General features: G+C 66.8%; 13 protein-coding genes. 11 read left to right on the forward strand and 2 right to left on the reverse strand.

Annotated features, from left to right (window positions below; all coding sequences use genetic code 11):
* Position 1 precedes the first annotated feature (1 nt).
* The 6 genes from mrdA to ACCQ10_RS03650 all read left to right on the forward strand — a co-directional run bounded on the left by mrdA (position 2) and on the right by ACCQ10_RS03650 (position 9374).
* The gene (mrdA, locus tag ACCQ10_RS03625) at positions 2 to 2062 is read left to right on the forward strand and encodes a penicillin-binding protein 2 (RefSeq protein WP_372362251.1); all 2061 of its coding nucleotides are present in this window, start codon (positions 2 to 4) and stop codon (positions 2060 to 2062) included.
* Entirely contained in the window at positions 2059 to 3177 is a 1119-nt protein-coding gene (gene rodA / locus ACCQ10_RS03630; RefSeq protein WP_039404329.1) for a rod shape-determining protein RodA, read from the forward strand. Before mrdA ends, rodA begins: the two co-directional genes overlap by 4 nt.
* Positions 3178 to 3495: 318 nt before the next feature.
* Positions 3496 to 4890: a glycoside hydrolase family 28 protein gene (locus ACCQ10_RS03635; protein WP_372362252.1), complete on the forward strand. Its 1395-nt coding sequence runs from the start codon at positions 3496 to 3498 to the stop codon at positions 4888 to 4890.
* A gap of 467 nt (positions 4891 to 5357) precedes the next feature.
* Positions 5358 to 6506 (forward strand): lytic murein transglycosylase B, encoded by a 1149-nt coding sequence (gene mltB, locus ACCQ10_RS03640; RefSeq protein ID WP_372362253.1) that lies wholly within the window; start codon positions 5358 to 5360, stop codon positions 6504 to 6506.
* Positions 6503 to 7921, forward strand: a complete 1419-nt coding sequence (locus ACCQ10_RS03645; protein WP_372362254.1) for a septal ring lytic transglycosylase RlpA family protein — start codon at positions 6503 to 6505, stop codon at positions 7919 to 7921. The genes mltB and ACCQ10_RS03645 overlap by 4 nt, the downstream gene beginning before the upstream one ends.
* A 238-nt stretch (positions 7922 to 8159) precedes the next feature.
* Positions 8160 to 9374, forward strand: coding sequence for a D-alanyl-D-alanine carboxypeptidase family protein (locus tag ACCQ10_RS03650; protein WP_372362255.1), 1215 nt, complete (start codon positions 8160 to 8162; stop codon positions 9372 to 9374).
* Positions 9375 to 9499: 125 nt separating this feature from the next.
* Here the strand turns inward: ACCQ10_RS03650 and ACCQ10_RS03655 are convergent, their stop codons facing one another.
* Positions 9500 to 10561, reverse strand: a complete 1062-nt coding sequence (locus ACCQ10_RS03655; protein ID WP_372362256.1) for a lipid A deacylase LpxR family protein — start codon at positions 10559 to 10561, stop codon at positions 9500 to 9502.
* 302 nt (positions 10562 to 10863) lie between these two features.
* Between ACCQ10_RS03655 and ACCQ10_RS03660 the strand changes: the two genes are divergently transcribed.
* From ACCQ10_RS03660 to ACCQ10_RS03680, 5 genes are all read left to right on the forward strand, one after another.
* Entirely contained in the window at positions 10864 to 11847 is a 984-nt protein-coding gene (locus ACCQ10_RS03660) for a CsgG/HfaB family protein (RefSeq protein WP_039404342.1), read from the forward strand.
* A 285-nt stretch (positions 11848 to 12132) separates the two neighbouring features.
* Complete coding sequence (locus ACCQ10_RS03665; RefSeq protein WP_039404344.1) at positions 12133 to 12411, forward strand: YbeD family protein; 279 nt, start codon at positions 12133 to 12135, stop codon at positions 12409 to 12411.
* Positions 12412 to 12500: 89 nt separating this feature from the next.
* Positions 12501 to 13097, forward strand: a complete 597-nt coding sequence (lipB, locus tag ACCQ10_RS03670) for a lipoyl(octanoyl) transferase LipB (RefSeq protein WP_372363045.1) — start codon at positions 12501 to 12503, stop codon at positions 13095 to 13097.
* A 14-nt stretch (positions 13098 to 13111) separates the two neighbouring features.
* Positions 13112 to 14125 (forward strand): lipoyl synthase, encoded by a 1014-nt coding sequence (gene lipA / locus ACCQ10_RS03675; RefSeq protein WP_039564120.1) that lies wholly within the window; start codon positions 13112 to 13114, stop codon positions 14123 to 14125.
* Positions 14126 to 14485: 360 nt separating this feature from the next.
* On the forward strand, positions 14486 to 16645 hold the full coding sequence (locus tag ACCQ10_RS03680; protein ID WP_372363046.1) for a carboxy terminal-processing peptidase: 2160 nt from the start codon (positions 14486 to 14488) through the stop codon (positions 16643 to 16645).
* A 104-nt stretch (positions 16646 to 16749) separates the two neighbouring features.
* Here ACCQ10_RS03680 and ACCQ10_RS03685 read toward each other — a convergent pair whose 3' ends face one another.
* Positions 16750 to 17493, reverse strand: a complete 744-nt coding sequence (locus ACCQ10_RS03685) for a sulfite exporter TauE/SafE family protein (protein WP_372362257.1) — start codon at positions 17491 to 17493, stop codon at positions 16750 to 16752.
* Between the last annotated feature and the right edge of the window lie 9 nt (positions 17494 to 17502).

A 17502-nucleotide genomic window follows, 5' to 3' on the forward strand; every position in this document is an offset into this window, starting at 1 on the left:
CATGCACGGCCGTCGCCAGCCCAAGAACCCGCACGCCGAGGCCGAGCAGTTCCGTCGTCGCGCGGTGCTGGGCTTTGTGATGGTGGTGATCTGCCTGGTCGGGCTGGGCGGCTGGTACTTCAAGCTGCAGGTGCTCGACCACGAGGTCTACGCCACCCGCTCGGAGGCCAACCGCATCAAGCCCAAGCCGGTGGTGCCGGGGCGGGGCATGATCTACGACCGTACCGGCCGGCTGCTGGCCGAGAACGTGCCGGCCTTTCGTCTGGATGTGACCCCGGACAAGGTAGCCGACATGGACGCCATGCTGGCCGCGCTGGGCAAGGTGATCCCGATCGCGCCGGAGGATCTGGAACGCTTCAACCGCGAGCGCAAGGCCCGCCGCAGCTTCCTGCCGGTCACGCTCAAGCTGCGCATGAGCGATGAGGAAATGGCGCGCTTTGCGGTGGAGCGCTGGCGCTTTCCCGGTGTGGAGCTGGAGCCGTATCTGACCCGGCGCTACCCTTACGGCCCGCTGTTCGCGCACATCATCGGCTACGTCGGCCGCATCGACGACAAAGACCTGGCGGTGCTGGGCGAGGGCAATGCCGCGCTCACCCACATGGGCAAGTCCGGGCTGGAGCGCTACTACGAGCAGGACCTGCGTGGGCAGGTCGGTTACGAGCAGGTCGAAACCAACGTGCAGGGGCGGGCGATCCGCACCGTCGGCCGGGTCGCGCCGCAATCCGGTGCCGACCTGCGGCTGTCGGTGGATGCCGACCTGCAGCGCGCGATGGTGGCCGCGTTCGGCGAGCACGAAGGTGCGGCCATTGCCATGGACCCACGCACCGGCGAGATCCTGGGCATGGTCAGCCTGCCCAGCTACGACCCCAACCTGTTCGTCAACGGCATCTCGCATACCGATTTCAAGATGCTCAACGACAACCCGTCGCGGCCGCAGTTCAACCGGCTGGTGCTGGGCGGCGTGGCGCCGGGCTCCACGCTCAAGCCGCTGATCGCGCTGGCCGGCCTGGACAGCGGCCTGCGCCGGCCGGAAGACCGCGTGCTGTCCACCGGCATGTTCTATCTGCCCGGGGTCAGCCGCGGTTGGGGCGATTCGCACCGCGGCGGGCATGGCTGGACCGACCTGCGCAAGTCCATCGCCCAGTCGGTCAATACCTATTACTACCGCCTGGCGGTGGACATGGGCATCGAGCGCTTCGACCACTACATGGCCGAATACGGCTTTGGCGCGCCCACCGGAGTGGACCTGCTGGGCGAGATCGGCGGCATCCTGCCGTCGCCGGCCTACAAGTACAAGACCCGCAAGGAACGCTGGTACCCGGGCGACACCGTCAACATCGCCATCGGCCAGGGCGACTGGAAGGTGACCCCGCTGCAGCTGGTGCGCGGCGTCTCGGCCATCGCCAGCGGCCTGCTGCTGCGCCCGCATCTGGTGCTGGAGCAGCGCACCGGCTTCGATCACCCCTGGCAGCCGATGATCCAGCCGCCGGGCAAGCCGATCAGCCCGAGCGCGGCGCATCTGCAGGTGGTGCGCGAGGGCATGATGGACACCATGCGCCCGGGCGGCACCGGCTACGCCATCACCCCCGGGGCGCCGTATCAGATGGCCGGCAAGACCGGTACCGCACAGGTGGTCAGCCGCAAGGGCGTGGCGGCGGTGGACCCGCGCAGCCTGCCGTTGCATCTGCGTCACCGTGGCCTGTTCGTGGGTTTCGCACCGGCCGACAACCCGGTCATCGCGGTGGCGGTGGCAGTGGAGGGCGGCGGTTTCGGCACCAGCTCGGCGGCGCCGATCGCACGCAAGATCTTCGACGCCTGGCTGCTGGGCAAGATGCCGGCCGGCATCCTGCCGCTGGACAGCGAGCTGGGCATGACCGCGGTGGGCCTCAACCAGTTCGAAGCCGGCGCCACCGACGCGCGCGCAGCCGGCGACGCGGCCGCCGCCACGCTGGACGAGCTGCCGGTGGTGATCGGCCAGGCCGCCGTTGCGCTGGACCCCAACACGCCCGCGCAACCGGTGGTGCCGGACGTGCCGGACGCGGTGCAGGAGACCGACCATTGAGTGACATCCTGCGCTGGCTGGTGGACATGGCCGCGCGCTTCACGCGCAGCCTGGACTGGGTGCTGTGCCTGGCGCTGGGTGCGTTGATGGTGATCGGCCTGTCGGTGCTCAAGAGCGCCGGCGGCGCTGCCAATGGCGATCACCTGGTGATGGCGCAAGGCGTGCGCTTTGCCATCGGCGTGGCCGCGATGTGGGGCATCTCGCGCATGTCGGTGCTGCGCCTGCGTGCCTGGACGCCGTGGGTGTACGGCCTGTCGATGCTGCCGTTGCTGGCGGTATTCGCGCTGGGCACCGGCAAATACGGCCGGCAGTGGCTGGACCTGAAGGTGTTCTATCTGCAGCCGGCAGAGCTGCTCAAGATCAGCCTGCCGATGATGGCGGCCTGGTATCTGCACCGCATGCCGCTGCCGCCGCGCATCTCCACCGTGCTGGTCACCTGCATGATCATCGGCGTGCCCACCGCGCTGATCATGCTGCAGCCGGACTTCGGCACCGGCGTGCTGATCGCCGCCAGCGGCGTCTTCGTGCTGCTGCTGGCCGGCCTGCCGTGGTGGTGGGTGGCGGTGGGCGTGGGCGGCGTCTCGGCGGCGGCGCCGGTGGCCTGGTTCTGGCTGCTGCGCCCGTACCAGAAGGACCGCATCATGATGTTCCTCAACCCGGAAAACGACGCGCTCGGTGCCGGCTGGAACATCATCCAGTCCAAGATCGCGATTGGGTCTGGCGGGCTGGATGGCAAGGGCTGGGGGCTGGGCTCGCAATCGCATCTGAACTTCATCCCCGAACAGACCACCGACTTTGCGTTCTCGGTGCTCAGCGAAGAATTCGGCTGGATCGGCGTGGCCACCGTGCTCACCCTGTATCTCATCGTCATCGGCCGCTGCCTGTGGATCGCCTCGCAGGCGCGCGACACCTATTCGCGCCTGGTCGCCGGCGCCACCGGCCTGGCGTTCTTCGTCTACGTGCTGGTCAACGGCGGCATGATTTCCGGCCTGTTGCCGGTGGTGGGCGTGCCGATGCCGCTGATGAGTTACGGCGGCACCTCGGCGGTGTCGCTGCTGGCCGGCCTTGGGCTGGTGATGGCGGTCAGGACGCACCGGCCGGTGCACGGGTATTGATGCGGGAGGGTCGCCGCGTTGCGCCAATGCCGTGCGCGTGTCCTCGCGTACGCGGCGCATGCAATCCCGCAGCGTCGATCGATGCGACAGGCGTATGTCAAACGCTGACACGTTTTCGGGCGCATCGCGTTTTTGCGTAGTGCATTGCAACGACGCGACACCGGCGTAAGCCTGCTTCGTTCGTGCGGTGCCGGGTTCGCGCACCTGCTGCATGCGGGCACACCGCTTCGTAGAGTCCGCCTGGCCGCCGCAGCGTTGGCGGCCGCGTCGCCTCGCCTGCACAGGCGCGCGCCATTCCTCATTCGGGTGACCTCTTCCATGAAACTGCTAACCGCCACCATCGGCGGTATCTGTCTGTCGCTTTGCGCGCAGGCGGGCGCCGTCACCTTTGCCACCGGCGATAGCCGCGCGGTCGCGCAACCGACGATTCCAACCGTGTGTTCGTCGCTGCCCGCCCACCTGACACCGACCGGGCACCTGTTCGATGCGGCGCTGGAAAGTGCGCCGCCCGATACCAAGACCATCCAGGCGGCACTCAATGCGTGCAAGAACGGCGCGGTGCTGCTCACCGGCGGCAGTGGCAACGCCTTTCTGACCGGCCCGCTGACGATTCCCACTGGCGTCACCCTGGTCATCGATCAGGGCGTGACCCTGTACGGCTCGCGCAACCCGGCCGATTACGGCAGCGGCTGCGGCAGCGCCGGCTCCAAGAGCGGCGGGTGCGTGCCCTTGATCAGCGTCAAAGGTGCGAACTCAGGCGTGATGGGCATCCGCACCGACGGGCGACAAGGCACCATCGACGGCCGTGGCGATCAAGTCATGCTCGGCAAGAGCACCACCTGGTGGGAGTTCGGCGAGAACGCCAAGGCGGCCCGTCAGGTGCAGAACAGCCCGGACCTGATCAAGGTGCAAAACTCCAGCCAGTTCACGCTCTACAACGTCAATCTGGTCAATGCCGCGTATTTCCATTTCTTCTCGCACATCGTCAATGGCCTGACCATCTGGGGCGTGCGGGTGAAGTCGCCGGCCACCAGTCCCAACACCGACGGCCTGGATCTGGACAGCGTGGTCAACGCCACCATCCACGACAGCGATGTGATGGGCGGCGACGATTGCGTGGCGATCAAGACCATCGCGTCCAAGTCGGCCAACATCACCGTGCGCAACAGTCGCTGCTACGGCACGCATGGCATTTCCATCGGCAGCGAAGTGATGTCCGGCGTCAGCAACGTGCTGGTCGACAACAACGCACTCGTCTCCACCGACGATGCGGGCAATCGCAGCACCGACAACAGCGGCCTGCGCATCAAGACCAGCATCGTCAAGGGCGGGCCGGTCAGCCGGGTCACCTACCGCAGTACCTGTCTGTACGGCGTCACCAGCCCGCTGGTGATCAACCCGTTCTATGCCGGCGGCAGCAGCGGCACCAAGCCGACCTTCAGCGACATTGTGGTCGATGGCCTGCGCAGTGCCAACGACGCCGGCGGCAAGGGCTGGATCCTGCGCGGCTACGACGCACAGACCCCGCTGGAGCTGGTGTTGGCCAATGTGGCCACGGCAAGCGCCTCGGTCACCGTCACCGCCAGCAATGCCCGGATCGGGCTGAGCAACAGCACGCTGACGCCCACCGGCACCGGTGTCACCACCGCCCCGGTGCAAGTGGGCGGTGCGGTGCCCACCTGCTCGGGCGCACCGCGCTTCCCCGCGCTGTGAGCTGAGGGTCAGGCGCGGCCGTCGGGCCGGTCGCGCCTGACCCATTACCTGGATCGAATCATCGAGGCCGCCATCGACCATGCCGCCAGCGGTTCGGTATCGGCCGGCTGCAGGCAAGCACCGCGGCCAGGCAACCATCCCCATCGCTGTGCGCTGAAGCAGCGACCCGGTACAGGCATCGCCTCCTGTTCCCCCAGACCCAGCACGCGGCGCGCGCTGCGTCGCCAAACCGGACGCAACACCGCCCCGCACGTCGCGCCCACCCTCTGATCCGTCTCCCGTCTCCCGTCTCCCGTCTCCCGTTCCCCATTCCCGAATCCCGAATCCCGAATCCCGAATCCCGAATCCCGAATCCCGAACAAACAAAACCACTCCCACTGCTGCGGCCGCCCTTGACTTTGGCTAAAGTCTTTTCGTTTCATGGTCTTATTGCCAGAAGTTCATCCGATGTCTGTTACCCTCGGCCGATGATTCGACGCACTCTGACCTGCCTGCTCACCCTCGGCCTTGTCGCCTGTGCGACCCAGCCCAGTCCTCCGTCCCCGCCGCCGGCCGCCAGTGCGCCCCCGGCCAAGCCGCCTGCTGCCCCCGTTGCAGCTGCCGTGCCTGCCAGCGCTGCCGCCGAAGCACCTGCCTTGCCGCCGGTGGATCTGACCCCGGTGCCGTTCGAGATCGCGCGTGCCAATTTCGTGCGCGACACCGCCGCCAGGTACGGCCTCGATGCCACGCAGATCGAAGCGACCCTGGCCCAGGCCCAGTTCAAGGACGCCATCGTCACCGCCATGTCGCGCCCGGCCGAGCGGGTCAAGCCGTGGAACGAATACCGTCCGATGTTCATCACCCAGGCGCGCATCGACGGGGGGCGCAAGTTCCTCGCCGAGCATCGCGCCGAGCTGAACAAGGTCGAAGCCGCCACCGGCGTGCCGGCGCAGGTCATCGTGTCCATCATCGGCGTGGAAACCAGCTATGGCAGCAATGCCGGCAAATACCGCGTGCTGGATGCGCTGTACACGCTGGCGTTCCGCTACCCGCGCAGTGGCGACCCGGCCAAGCTCGAGCGCGAAGTGCGCCGCGAGCTGTTCTTCCGCGATGAGCTCGGCCAGCTGTTCGCGCTGGGCAAGGAAGAGCAACTCGATGTCACCACCCTGATCGGCAGCTACGCCGGTGCGATGGGCATGGGCCAGTTCATGCCGTCCAGCTACCGCCAGTTCGGCGTCGATGGCGATGCCGACGGCAAGCGCAACCTGTTCACCGACTACAACGACGTGTTCGCTTCCATCGCCAACTACTTCGTCAAGAAGGGCGGCTGGGTACGCGGCGGGCAGGTCGCCGTGCCGGCCACGCTGGCCGCCGGCCACGAAGAATTCAACCCCACCGACTGGTCGCCGGTGTACACGCTGGCCGACCTGTCCACGCGTGGGTATCACCCGAGCGCGCCGGTGGTGGCCGGCAGCACCGCCACCCCGATCAGCCTGGACGATGCCAACGGCAAGCAGTACTGGCTGGGCTTCCAGAACTTCTACGCAATCACCCGCTACAACATTTCCAAGATGTACGCGATGGCCGTGTTCCAGCTGTCCGAGGCCATCGCCGGCAAGGAGTTACCCCCGGCATGAACAGCACGACAGGCCCCAAGTGGCTGATCCCGATGGCGCTGATGCTCGGCCTGGCGGCCTGTAGCAGCGCACCGAAGAAAAGCGCGGGCAACACCGGCGGCGGCGCGGTCAAGGGCGTCAAGGTCGAAGGCAAGGGGCCGGCATATGTGGCCACCGGCTGCCCTTCCACCTCGCCATACGCCGCCGCCAAGGAAGACCCATCCACGCGTGGCGACTACACCGCCGGCGGCCTGTACAAGCCCGGGGTCAAGGACAGTACGCCCGACCATGTGCCCAACGTGGCCTGCATCCCCGAGCCGCTGGTCACCAACGAGCCGCGCTCGGCGGTCGGCAACCGCTCGCCGTATGAAGTGCTGGGCAAGCGCTACGTGGTGATGGACAATCCCGGCGATTATGTCGAGCGCGGCACCGCCTCGTATTACGGCAACAAATTCCACGGCCGGCTGACCTCCAACAAGGAGGTCTACGACATGTACGCCTTCACCGCCGCGCACAAGACACTGCCGCTGCCGAGCTTTGCGCTGGTGACCAACACCGACACCGGCGAGTCGGTGGTGGTGCGCGTCAACGACCGCGGCCCGTTCCACGACGGCCGTGTGATCGATCTGAGCTACGCCGCCGCGGTCAAGCTGGGCATCACCGGCAAGGGCACCGGCAACGTCGAAGTGCGTGGCCTGACCGAAGCCGACAACGGCAATCTGCTCGCCAAGCGCCGCAGTGGCCAGGCACCGGTGAACGCCGCGGTTGCCAGCGCGCGGCCGGCTGCCAGCGCCAGCCAGATCGATGGCCTGGTGCAGCGGCTGCCCACCCGCACCGTGCCGCCGCGCGTGGCTGCGGCAGGCACTGCAACAGCGGCCGCCGCGCCGGTCGCCGCATCGGCGGCGGCGCCGGTCACGGCCGCCGGCGAGCGCTGGCGCTATCGCGTGGCCGACTCGCGTCAGCCCGGCAATGCCGACAACTTCGATGCGTGGATGAAATCGCAGGGCGTGCGCGTGGCCACCGGCAAGCCGGCCGCCGCGACCCCGCGCCCCGCTGGCGCAACCACCGCTCCCGTGCCGGCAGCACCACCGGTCGCCGTTGCGGCAGTCAAGGCGCCGGATAGCGCGCCCGCGCGTCCGCTCAAGACCGCGCAGGCCCCGGCCCAGGTCCCGGCCAAGGCGCCAAGCGTGGCCGAAGCGGCGCTGGGCGACATCCTGTTGCAGGTGGCAAGCTTCGCCAGCCGTGAAAACGCCAATCGCGCACTGTCGCAGCTGGCCTCGGCCGGCATCGCCGGTGCCAGCGTCAGCGACATCGTCAGCGGTGGCCGTACCCTGTGGCGCCTGCGCGTCAATGCCCGCGATCATGCCAATGCCTCGGAAATCTCCCAGCGGATCGCAGGGCTGGGCTTCGGGCGGCCGCAGATCGTCGCCAACTGAGCGCCGCTGCGCGAGTGTGCCATCGCCTGGCACGCCCGTTGAATACACTCGTCCCGCGTGCAATGGGGTGGTTTCCAGCTTCGTCCACTCATCGTCTGCGGCGTGCCACCCGCCGCATGGGGCGCGCGGACACTGAACTGTGCAAGCGCGCTCGCACCTTCGCGCGTCGCCCCGATCGCCGTGGCGCCTTACAATTTCGCATTACCCAGCCTTCGGGCCCGTCAGGAGTCGTTCTTCAATGAAATTCCGCTTCGCCGCCGCTGCCGTGGCCACGTTCGCCTTCGGCCTGGTCTGCGCCCAGACGCCTGCGCCGCAGCCGACGCCCGCTGCGGCTACCGCGCCGGCCTCACAGGCTGCATTGCCGGTCCCACCCGCGCCGGCGCCGGCCGTGTCCAAGTCCTGGATCCTGATGGACTACACCACCGGGCAGGTGCTCGCCGGCGAAAACATCCACCAGCAGCTGGCACCGGCCAGCATCACCAAGGTGATGACCTCCTACGTGGTGGCCGCTGAAATCAAGAACGGCAAGGTCACCCGCGACGACCAGGTCATGATGAGCGAGCGCGCCTGGCGCGAGGGCGGCGCCGGTACCGACGGCAGCTATAGCGGCTTCCCGGTCAACCAGACCGCGCGTCTGGAAGACATGGAAAAGGGCATGGCGATCCAGTCCGGCAACGATGCCGCCATTGCCCTGGCCGAGCACGTGGCCGGCAGCGAGGAAGCCTTCGCCTCGCTGATGAACAGCTACGCTGCCAAGATCGGCATGAAGAACTCGTACTTCGTCAACGCGCACGGGCTCAGCGCCGAAGGGCACCATTCGACCGCCTACGATCTGGCCATGCTGGGCCGCGCGATGGTGCGTGATTACCCGGAGACCTACGCCTACAACAAGATCAAGGAATTCCAGGTCGGCACCATCAAGCAGAGCAACCGCAACCGGCTGCTGTGGCGCGACCCGGCGGTGGACGGCATCAAGACCGGCCACACCTCCGAGGCCGGCTACTGCCTGCTGAGCTCGGCCAAGCGCGGCGACCAGCGCCTGATCGCCGTGGTCATGGGCGACAGCTCCGAAGAGCAGCGCGCCACCGACAGCCTGGCCCTGCTCAACTGGGGCTTCCGCTTCTTCGAAACCCACAGCCTGTACGCGCCCGGCAAGGTCGTGACCCAGCAGAAGGTGTGGAAAGGACAACAGGACGAAGTGCAGCTGGGCGTGGCGCAGCCGCTGCTGGTCAGCCTGCAGCGCGGCCGCTACAACGACCTCAAGCCCAGCATGGAAGTGCCAAAGAATCTGCAGGCGCCCATCAAGAAGGGCCAGCAGGTGGGTACGGTGAAGGTCAGCCTGGACGGCAAGATCATCGCCCAGGCCCCGCTGGTCGCCATCAACGCGGTCGAAGAGGGTGGATTCTTCAAGCGCCTCTGGGACGCATTCTGGATGTGGTGGGAATCAGAATAAAAAAAATGCCGGCGAAAGCCGGCATTTTTTTTTGCAATCGAGAATGGGGAATCGGGAATCGGTAAAGGCAGGAGCACAGCGTTTGCTTTTGCGATTCCCGATTCCCCACTCCCGATTCCCAGCCCTCAAAGCATCCGGCTGATCGTGAAACTGCCATACACCGGCGTCTCGCGCTGGGTCTCGAATTCGCGGGTGCGGTGGTAGCGGGCAATGGCGAATTTCCAGCGGCCGTACATCACCGCCAGGCCGTAGCCGACGTCGCCCACGAACGGGCGCTTGTCCACGCTGTGGCTGTTGCGGAAGGTATTACCGTCCAGTGTGATGTCGCGGATCACCCAGCGCGCATCGGTGGTCAGGAACACATGCCCCGACCAGCCGCTGGCGCGTCCCAAGCGGCTTGGCGCAGTGTTCTCGCCGGCCGGCCGGGTGGGCGTGCTGCCGAAGTCGTCCGGCAGCTTCCAGCCAAAGCGCGCTTCGCCGCCTGCGTTCACATGCGTGGCCATGTTGCCGAGCGAACCGCCCCAGTGCGAGATGAAGTCCCAGCCGAAGCCGCCGGCATTGCCGCTGGCGTCGGCCGGCCAGCGGCGCATGCGTTCGTGCACCAGGTTGATCAGCGGCTCGTTGTGCAGCTGGTTGTCCCAGCCCTGGAATTTCTCGTCGCCCAGTGCGTCGTGGATCGCATCCTGCGCCTCCTGCGCAAAGGCCCACGGGCCAACCACGCCGATCTGCAGCTGGGTGGTCCGCAGGTGGGCATCGTTGCGGGCGTTGTAGCCGAAGCTTGCCAGCAGGATGCCCGCATACGGGCGGTCGTCCGGGATCACGTCGCGGCGGGTGTAGTCGGTCGGGGTAAAGATGGCCTGGCCAATCGAGAACACCATGTTCTGTTGGTCGAACTCGCCCGGATGCAGGCGTTCCAGGTAGCTGTTGACCCAGCGCGCGGTGCGCGGCAGGCAGGGGTCGTCGGTGTAATCGACCAGGTTGGGCGAGACCAGGGTCAGCACGGCACCGTTGGAATAGCCCTGGTCCTGGTCCTCGCCGCCAAACAGATCGTTGTCGACCCGGAAATTCACCGCCGGCGGCGTACGCCCCAGCCGGCTCGAATCGCATTGATCCGCCGCCAGGGCCGGCAGCGACAGCCCGGTAAGAGAGAGCAACAAGGCAACAGACAACGCGCGCGGTCGGAGCATGGAGGACCTGGGGAGTAAGGAGTGACCTGGTTCGGCAAAGGTGCCTGGGCGCACGGCTGTGCCGCGTGAAGTGCGCGCCATCATGCGCCTGGATGACCGAGCTGTAGCAAAAGCTGCTGGCACCGGTGCGTTCCATTTGCGAGGTGGACGGAACCGCACGCCTGAGCCATGAAAAGCCGGCGCGAATAGCATATGATCCGCCCCCGGGGGAAACGCCCCAAGGAACGGCGGCCTTTACAGGCCATCTCATCACCAACGGATCGCGTTCGCCGACGGCAGCGCAGGTGTTAGGGGACTACTTAATGAGCAAGACTATTTCTGTAAGCGCGGCAGTGCTGTCGGGCATGCTGGGTGTTGCGTTGAGCGGCGTCAGCGCGCCGGCATCGGCCGGCTTCAAGGATGCCTTCAAGGGCTCCGCACAGGACCAGCGCAAGGAGGCCGCCGCGCAGATTCCGGTGTGCGCCAAGCCGCTCGGCAGCCTGTCGGTGATCGAGCCGGAAGACGCGGTCAACTGGTGGTCGGGTCAGCAGCTGCCGGCGCCGTCCAAGTTGATCAAGGTGTTCGTCAACAAGTCCCGCTGCTTCACCCTGGTGGACCGTGGCGCCGGCATGGCGGCATCGCAGCGCGAGCGCGAGATGGCGGCCAATGGCGATCTGCGTGCACGTTCCAATGTCGGCAAGGGCCAGATTCGCGCGGCCGACTACGTGATGACGCCGGACCTCATTTCGCAGAACCGCAATGCCGGCGGCAGCGCCATTGCCGGCATGCTGGGTGGCCTGGTGGGCGGCAATGCCGGCAACCTGGTAGGCGGTCTGAATCTCAGCAAGAAGACGGCAGACGTGGTGTTGACCATCACCGACGTGCGCTCGTCCGAACAGGTCGCCATGGCCGAAGGCAACGCCAAGAAAACCGACCTGGGCTGGGGGGCGCGCGGCAACGTATTCAGTGGCGGCGACTATGGCGCGGCCGGTGCGGGTGGTTACGCCAATACCGAAATCGGGCAGGTGATCACCCTGGCCTATCTGCAGGCCTATACCGATATCGTCGGCCAGCTCGGCGGCCTGTCCGGCAACGCGGCTGCATCCAACGCGCAACAGGCGGTTACCGTGACGCGTGCAGGTCGGTTGCTGGCCAATGCCAAGGGCACCGGCGCAGCAGTGCGTACGCTGGAGCCCGGCATGATGCTGTATCCCACCGGTACCAAGGAAGGGGTGATGTGGGAAGTTGAAGACGAGATGGGCAACCGCGGCTGGGTGTCCTCGGCCATGCTCGAACTGTCCAAGTAAGTGCTGTCCTCGGGCCGCTGCGCTGCCTAGTTCACGCAGCGGTTCGATACGCTTGCAAATAGTCGCTGACCGGTAGACAGATGGTCGAGTGATGTGCCGCCGCCTGAGCAGCGGCATGGTCGATGGGGCATGGTCGCCGCGCGTTCCGGCCACCGTGGTCCGGCAGTTCCAGCCAGGCGTCAATGCCTGGCAAGGCAGCGGAGCCAGTGCCCGGCACATGGCTCCGCGCGTCGTTTCAGGCGGCGTGGACTTGGGTTTACCCACTGCCGGCCCGATAATGGGGCGATGGATATCAGCACCGACAACCCTGATCACGGCTTTCAATTCCCCGGCACCTTCGAACTGAGCGCGATGGGCGCGGCCGAACGCGGTCTGGAAACCGAGCTGCCGCGTCTGCTTGCTGCGACCGGCGTGGAACTGCTGGAGGAAAGCGTCAGCTGGAAGCATTCGTCCAGCGGCAAGTACGTCTCGGTCAAGATCGGCTTCCGTGCCGAGAGCCGGGAGCAGTTCGACGCGGCGCATCAGGCGCTGCGTGATCACCCGGAAGTGAAGTGGACGCTGTAGCGACCCAAGCGGCGCCGGCCGCTGTGTCGGTGCCGCCCGCATCGCTGCGCGACCTTGGCCGGCAGGACTATGCGCCGGTATGGCGCGCCATGCAGCGCTTCACCGACGCGCGCGATGCATCCACCGCCGATGAGGTGTGGATGGTCGAGCATGCGCCGGTGTTCACGCTGGGCCAGGCTGGCAAGCCGGAGCACGTGCTGGCGCCGGGCGAAATCCCGGTGCTGCAGGTGGACCGTGGCGGGCAGGTGACCTATCACGGCCCGGGCCAGCTGGTGGTCTACCCGCTGCTCGACCTGCGCCGGCTCAAGATCGGTGTGCGCGACTACGTGTGCAAGATCGAGCAGGCGCTGATCGACACCCTGGACGAGTGGAACATCCTGGCCGAGCGCCGGGAGGGCGCGCCCGGCGTCTATGTGGGCGATGCCAAGATCGCCGCGCTGGGCATCCGGGTGCGGCGCGGCTGCACCTTCCACGGGTTGTCGTTCAACGTGGCGATGGACCTGGAGCCGTTCCACCGCATCAATCCGTGTGGCTACCAGGGCCTGCGGGTGACCTCGGTGCTAGACTTGGGCGGCCCTTCCGGGATGGCCGCCGTCAAGGCGGTGCTGCTCGATCAGCTGGCGCGCCAGTTCGGTCTCGTGTTGCAGCCTGTCTCCGCATTGCCCGACCTTTCGCTTCCGGCCTGAGCGCCCGTACCGTCATGACCCAGCCTATCGCCCGTTCCATTCCCTTGCAGGTCGTCTCCGGCGACACCGCCGCGCCTGCGCCGCTGCAGACCGGCGTCAAGCAGATCGGTGGCGACAAGATCAATCGCTCGCCGGTGCAGTTCGTCGATGCGCCGGTGCTGCGCAAGCCGTCGTGGATCCGGGTGCGGATTCCCTCCGGCAATGCGGTGCAGAACCTCAAGGCCAAGCTGCGCGAAAACCGCCTGGTCACGGTGTGCGAAGAAGCCAGCTGCCCGAACATCCACGAGTGCTTCAGCCACGGCACCGCGACCTTCATGATCCTGGGCGAGGTGTGCACGCGGCGCTGCTCGTTCTGCGACGTGGCGCACGGCCGGCCCAAGCCGCCGGACGCCGGCGAGCCGGCCAGCCTGGCCGCCACCGTGGCCGACATGGGCCTGAAGTACGTAGTGGTGACCAGCGTGGACCGCGACGATCTGCGCGATGGCGGGGCCCAGCATTTCGTCGACTGCATTTCGGCCATCCGGGTCAGTTCGCCCAAGACCCGCATCGAGATCCTGACCCCGGATTTCCGCGGCAAGGGCCGCATGGACCGCGCGCTGGAGATCCTGGCCCTGAGTCCGCCGGATGTGTTCAACCACAACATCGAAACCGTGCCGGACCTGTACCCGAACGTGCGTCCTGGTGCCGATTACCAGTGGTCGCTGACCCTGCTGCAGCGTTTCAAGGCGCAGCACCCATCCATCGCCACCAAGTCAGGCATCATGCTGGGACTGGGCGAGACGATGGAGCAGGTGCAGGCCACCCTGCGCGACCTGCGCGCGCACGATGTGGACATGATCACGATCGGCCAGTACCTGCAGCCGACCCCGCACCACCACCCGGTGATGCGCTACTGGACGCCGGAGGAATACAAGGCGCTGGAGGAGTACGGCAACGCGCTCGGCTTCAGCCATGTCGCCTCCGGGCCGATGGTGCGTTCGTCGTATCACGCCGATCGCCAGGCGGCCGGCGCCGGCGTCGCTGCCTGAGCGACGCAGCGCGTACTCCGGGCCAGGGTCCGGAGTACGCGCCGATCATCCAGCCCACCTTGGCGGTGGCGATGCCTACTGCCACTGGTGACCTGCTAGCTGACCAGCCAATAGACCGTTCGCGCTTCCACATGGCCTCGTGCATCGCACGGGGCCGTGTCGTTTTTGGCACCGGAGCGCGCGGGTGCAAGGTACGGTCGCGTTCACAATCTGCTACGTGCCCGGCGCTAGGCTGATTCAGCCAGCGGATGACAACGCCAGCAACTTTGGGCACTGTCATGCTGTCTGATCCGTTCACCGCCTTTCTTTCGTCGGCCCCGTGCCGAGAGCCATTCGATGACCTACAACGTTTCTGCGTCCATGAAGGCCGGCCTGCTGGCGCTGGTGTTGACCACTCCGATGGCATTGCTGGCGCGCGCCGATACCGCGCTGCCGGCGGCCGCCACGCCCGAACAGGCAACGGCCACCAAGCTCGTCTACGGCCTGCTGTCCGACAGCCGCTATGCATATCGTCCGCGCACCCTGGACGAGGCGATGTCCAAGGACGTGTTCAAGCGCTACCTGGAAACGTTGGACGGCGGTAAACAGTTCTTCACCCAGGCCGACATCGACGGCTTTGCGCCGTTGCAGGCCGGCGTGGGCGACGCACTGCGCGGCGGCAACTTGGAACCGGCGTTCCAGGTGTTTGCGGTCTATAAGAAGCGTGTGGACCAGCGCGTCAAGTACGCGCGCGACCTGCTCAAGCAGGACTTCGATTTCACCGGCAGCGACAAGTTCGAGTACGACCGCAAGGACGTGCCGTGGGCCAGCGACGACAAGCAGCTGGATGTGTTGTGGCGCCAGTCGGTCATGAACGATTGGCTGCGCCTCAAGCTGGCCGGCAAGAAGCCCGATGACATCCGCAAGACGCTGGACAAGCGCTATGCCGCGCTCGCCGATTCGGTGAAGCAGCTCAAGGGCGAGGACGTGTTCCAGTTCTTCGTCAACGCCTACACCAACGCAGTCGACCCGCACACCGATTACTTCACCCCGCGCACTGCCGAGACGTTCAATCAGCAGATGTCGCTGTCGCTGGAAGGCATCGGCGCACAGCTGCAGAAACAGGACGACATGGTGGTGATCCGCGAGGTGATCCCGGGTGGTCCGGCGGCGGTGGATGGCACGCTCAAGCCGGGCGACCGCATCGTCGGCGTGGGCCAGGCCAAGAATGGCGCGATCGAAGACGTGATCGGCTGGCGCATCGACGACGTGGTGGCCAAGATCCGCGGCAGCAAGGACACCCAGGTGCGCCTGGAGTACATCCCGGCCGAATCCGGCATCGACGGCAAGCACCGCACGGTGACGCTGACCCGGCAGAAGGTGCGTCTGGCCGAGCAGGCCGCCAAGGGCGAAACCATCACCTTGCCGGCCAAGGGCAGCGAACCGGAACGTCGCATCGGCATCATCAAGCTGCCGGGCTTCTATCAGGATTTTGAAGGTCGTCGCCGCAATTCGACCGACTATGCCTCGGCGACCCGCGACGTGGCCAAGCTGCTGGCCGGTTTCAAGACCGACAAGGTCGACGGCGTGGTGCTGGATCTGCGCAACAACGGTGGTGGTTCGCTGGACGAGGCGATCGAGCTGACCGGGCTGTTCATTGAACAGGGTCCGGTGGTGCAGGTGCGCGAATCCGGTGGCCGGGTCACCGTCAATGGCGACAGCAATCCGAAGGTGGCCTGGGACGGCCCGCTGGGCGTGCTGATCAACCGCGGTTCGGCCTCTGCCTCGGAGATCTTTGCCGGCGCCATCCAGGACTACGGCCGCGGCCTGGTGATCGGCGAAACCAGCTTCGGCAAGGGCACGGTGCAGAACATCGTCGACCTGGACCGTTGGCCGGCCGCGGAAGGGCAGCGCTATGGCCAGGTCAAGCTAACGATCGCGCAGTTCTTCCGGGTGAGCGGCTCCAGCACACAGCACAAGGGCGTTGTGCCGGATATCGCCTTCCCGGCCAGTGTGGATGCCACCGAATTCGGCGAAAGCACCTATGACAACGCGCTGCCGTGGACGCGCATTGCCGCTGCGCCGCACACCCAGTACGGCAACTTCGCGCCGCTGCTGCCCAAGCTGCAGTCCCTGCACACCGCGCGAATCGCAGCCGACAAGGAATTCCAGTGGTGGGAGGAAGACGTCAAGCAGTTCCGCGATGAGAAGGCCAAGAAGTACATCTCCTTGAACGAGGCCGAACGTGTCGCCGAACGGCAGAAGCAGGACCAGCAGCGCAAGGATCGTCAGCAGGTCCGCAAGCAGCTGGGTTTGCCGCTGGATCCGCTGGCCGATGACAGCGACGACGGGCTGACCGGCAACGAACGCGACATCGTCAAGGACACGGCACGCGAAAAGGCCGCAGAAAAGCGCCCGGATCCGTTGCTGCATGAATCGGCGGCCATCCTGGCCGACGCGCTGGGCCTGCTTGCGCAGGATCGGCCACTGTCGGCGCAGGTACTGCCGCAGTCCACAGCGCCGGGGCGCTGGGCGGACTGACAGCCAGCACGACCGAGCACTGACCAACGCCACCACTTGTCGGTGGCGTTTGTTTTGGGCCAATGCACCGCGCCGGCCGTACAGTGGCAACGGCCTGCCGCGTCTCAGTTCAGCGCCTGCCAGCAGGCCTGCAGGCCCAGAAGCAGCAGGGTGCAGAAGAACACGCCCCGGAACGTCTCGGCGGAAATGCGCCGCCGGACCCGGGTGCCGGCCCAGACCCCCAGCGCCGTCGGCAGCAAGGCCAGCAGCGACGGCACCCCCGCCGACAACGGCACGCCACCGTGCCAGATCAACGCGATGGCCAACGCGAGCGTTGCGGTGCCGAAGCAGGCTGCCAATGCGCGGATCAGCATCTCGCGAGGCAGCCCCAGCGCGGCGAAATACGGCGCCACCGGCAGCACCACGACACCGGTGGCGCCGTTGAGCAAGCCGCTGGCCAGGCCGGTCAACGGGCTGGCCCAGCGTTCATGGCGGGGTGGCAGCGTCCACTGCCAGCGCGCCAGCCCGAGCAACGCGTAGGCCACCAGCAGGGCGCCGAGCCCGGCGCGCAGGCTGCGTGGGTCGCCGCCGATCATGACACCCACGCTCAGCCAGGTGCCCACGCTCATCAGCGTCAGCAAGGGCCAGATGCGCCGCAACAGCGCCCCCGGTGCCGGTCCCCAGGCCTGCTGCAGATTCGTCACCAACGAAGGCAGCACCAACAGCGCAGCTGCCTGGCTCGGCGGTAGCCACAACCCCAGCAGGCCCATCGCCACGGTGGGCAGCCCCATCCCCGCGACACCCTTCACCCCGCCAGCCAGCAGGAACACGCCCGCAATCAGGACCCAGTGCAATCGATCATCAGTCATGCCGGGCAG

The sequence above is a fragment of the Xanthomonas sp. NCPPB 1325 genome, from assembly GCF_041477645.2.
Taxonomy (GTDB): Bacteria; Pseudomonadota; Gammaproteobacteria; order Xanthomonadales; family Xanthomonadaceae; genus Xanthomonas; species Xanthomonas cannabis.

Excerpts from the sequence above, each read along its gene's own strand:
- ACCQ10_RS03645 (WP_372362254.1), top strand. The coding sequence starts at position 6,503 with ATGAACAGCACGACAGGCCCCAAGTGGCTGATCCCGATGGCGCTGATG.
- mrdA (WP_372362251.1), top strand. The coding sequence starts at position 2 with ATGCACGGCCGTCGCCAGCCCAAGAACCCGCACGCCGAGGCCGAGCAG.
- ACCQ10_RS03650 (WP_372362255.1), top strand. The coding sequence starts at position 8,160 with ATGAAATTCCGCTTCGCCGCCGCTGCCGTGGCCACGTTCGCCTTCGGC.
- lipA (WP_039564120.1), top strand. The coding sequence starts at position 13,112 with ATGACCCAGCCTATCGCCCGTTCCATTCCCTTGCAGGTCGTCTCCGGC.
- ACCQ10_RS03665 (WP_039404344.1), top strand. The coding sequence starts at position 12,133 with ATGGATATCAGCACCGACAACCCTGATCACGGCTTTCAATTCCCCGGC.
- ACCQ10_RS03680 (WP_372363046.1), top strand. The coding sequence starts at position 14,486 with ATGAAGGCCGGCCTGCTGGCGCTGGTGTTGACCACTCCGATGGCATTG.
- ACCQ10_RS03685 (WP_372362257.1), bottom strand. The coding sequence starts at position 17,493 with ATGACTGATGATCGATTGCACTGGGTCCTGATTGCGGGCGTGTTCCTG.
- ACCQ10_RS03655 (WP_372362256.1), bottom strand. The coding sequence starts at position 10,561 with ATGCTCCGACCGCGCGCGTTGTCTGTTGCCTTGTTGCTCTCTCTTACC.
- lipB (WP_372363045.1), top strand. The coding sequence starts at position 12,501 with ATGCAGCGCTTCACCGACGCGCGCGATGCATCCACCGCCGATGAGGTG.
- ACCQ10_RS03635 (WP_372362252.1), top strand. The coding sequence starts at position 3,496 with ATGAAACTGCTAACCGCCACCATCGGCGGTATCTGTCTGTCGCTTTGC.
- mltB (WP_372362253.1), top strand. The coding sequence starts at position 5,358 with ATGATTCGACGCACTCTGACCTGCCTGCTCACCCTCGGCCTTGTCGCC.
- ACCQ10_RS03660 (WP_039404342.1), top strand. The coding sequence starts at position 10,864 with ATGAGCAAGACTATTTCTGTAAGCGCGGCAGTGCTGTCGGGCATGCTG.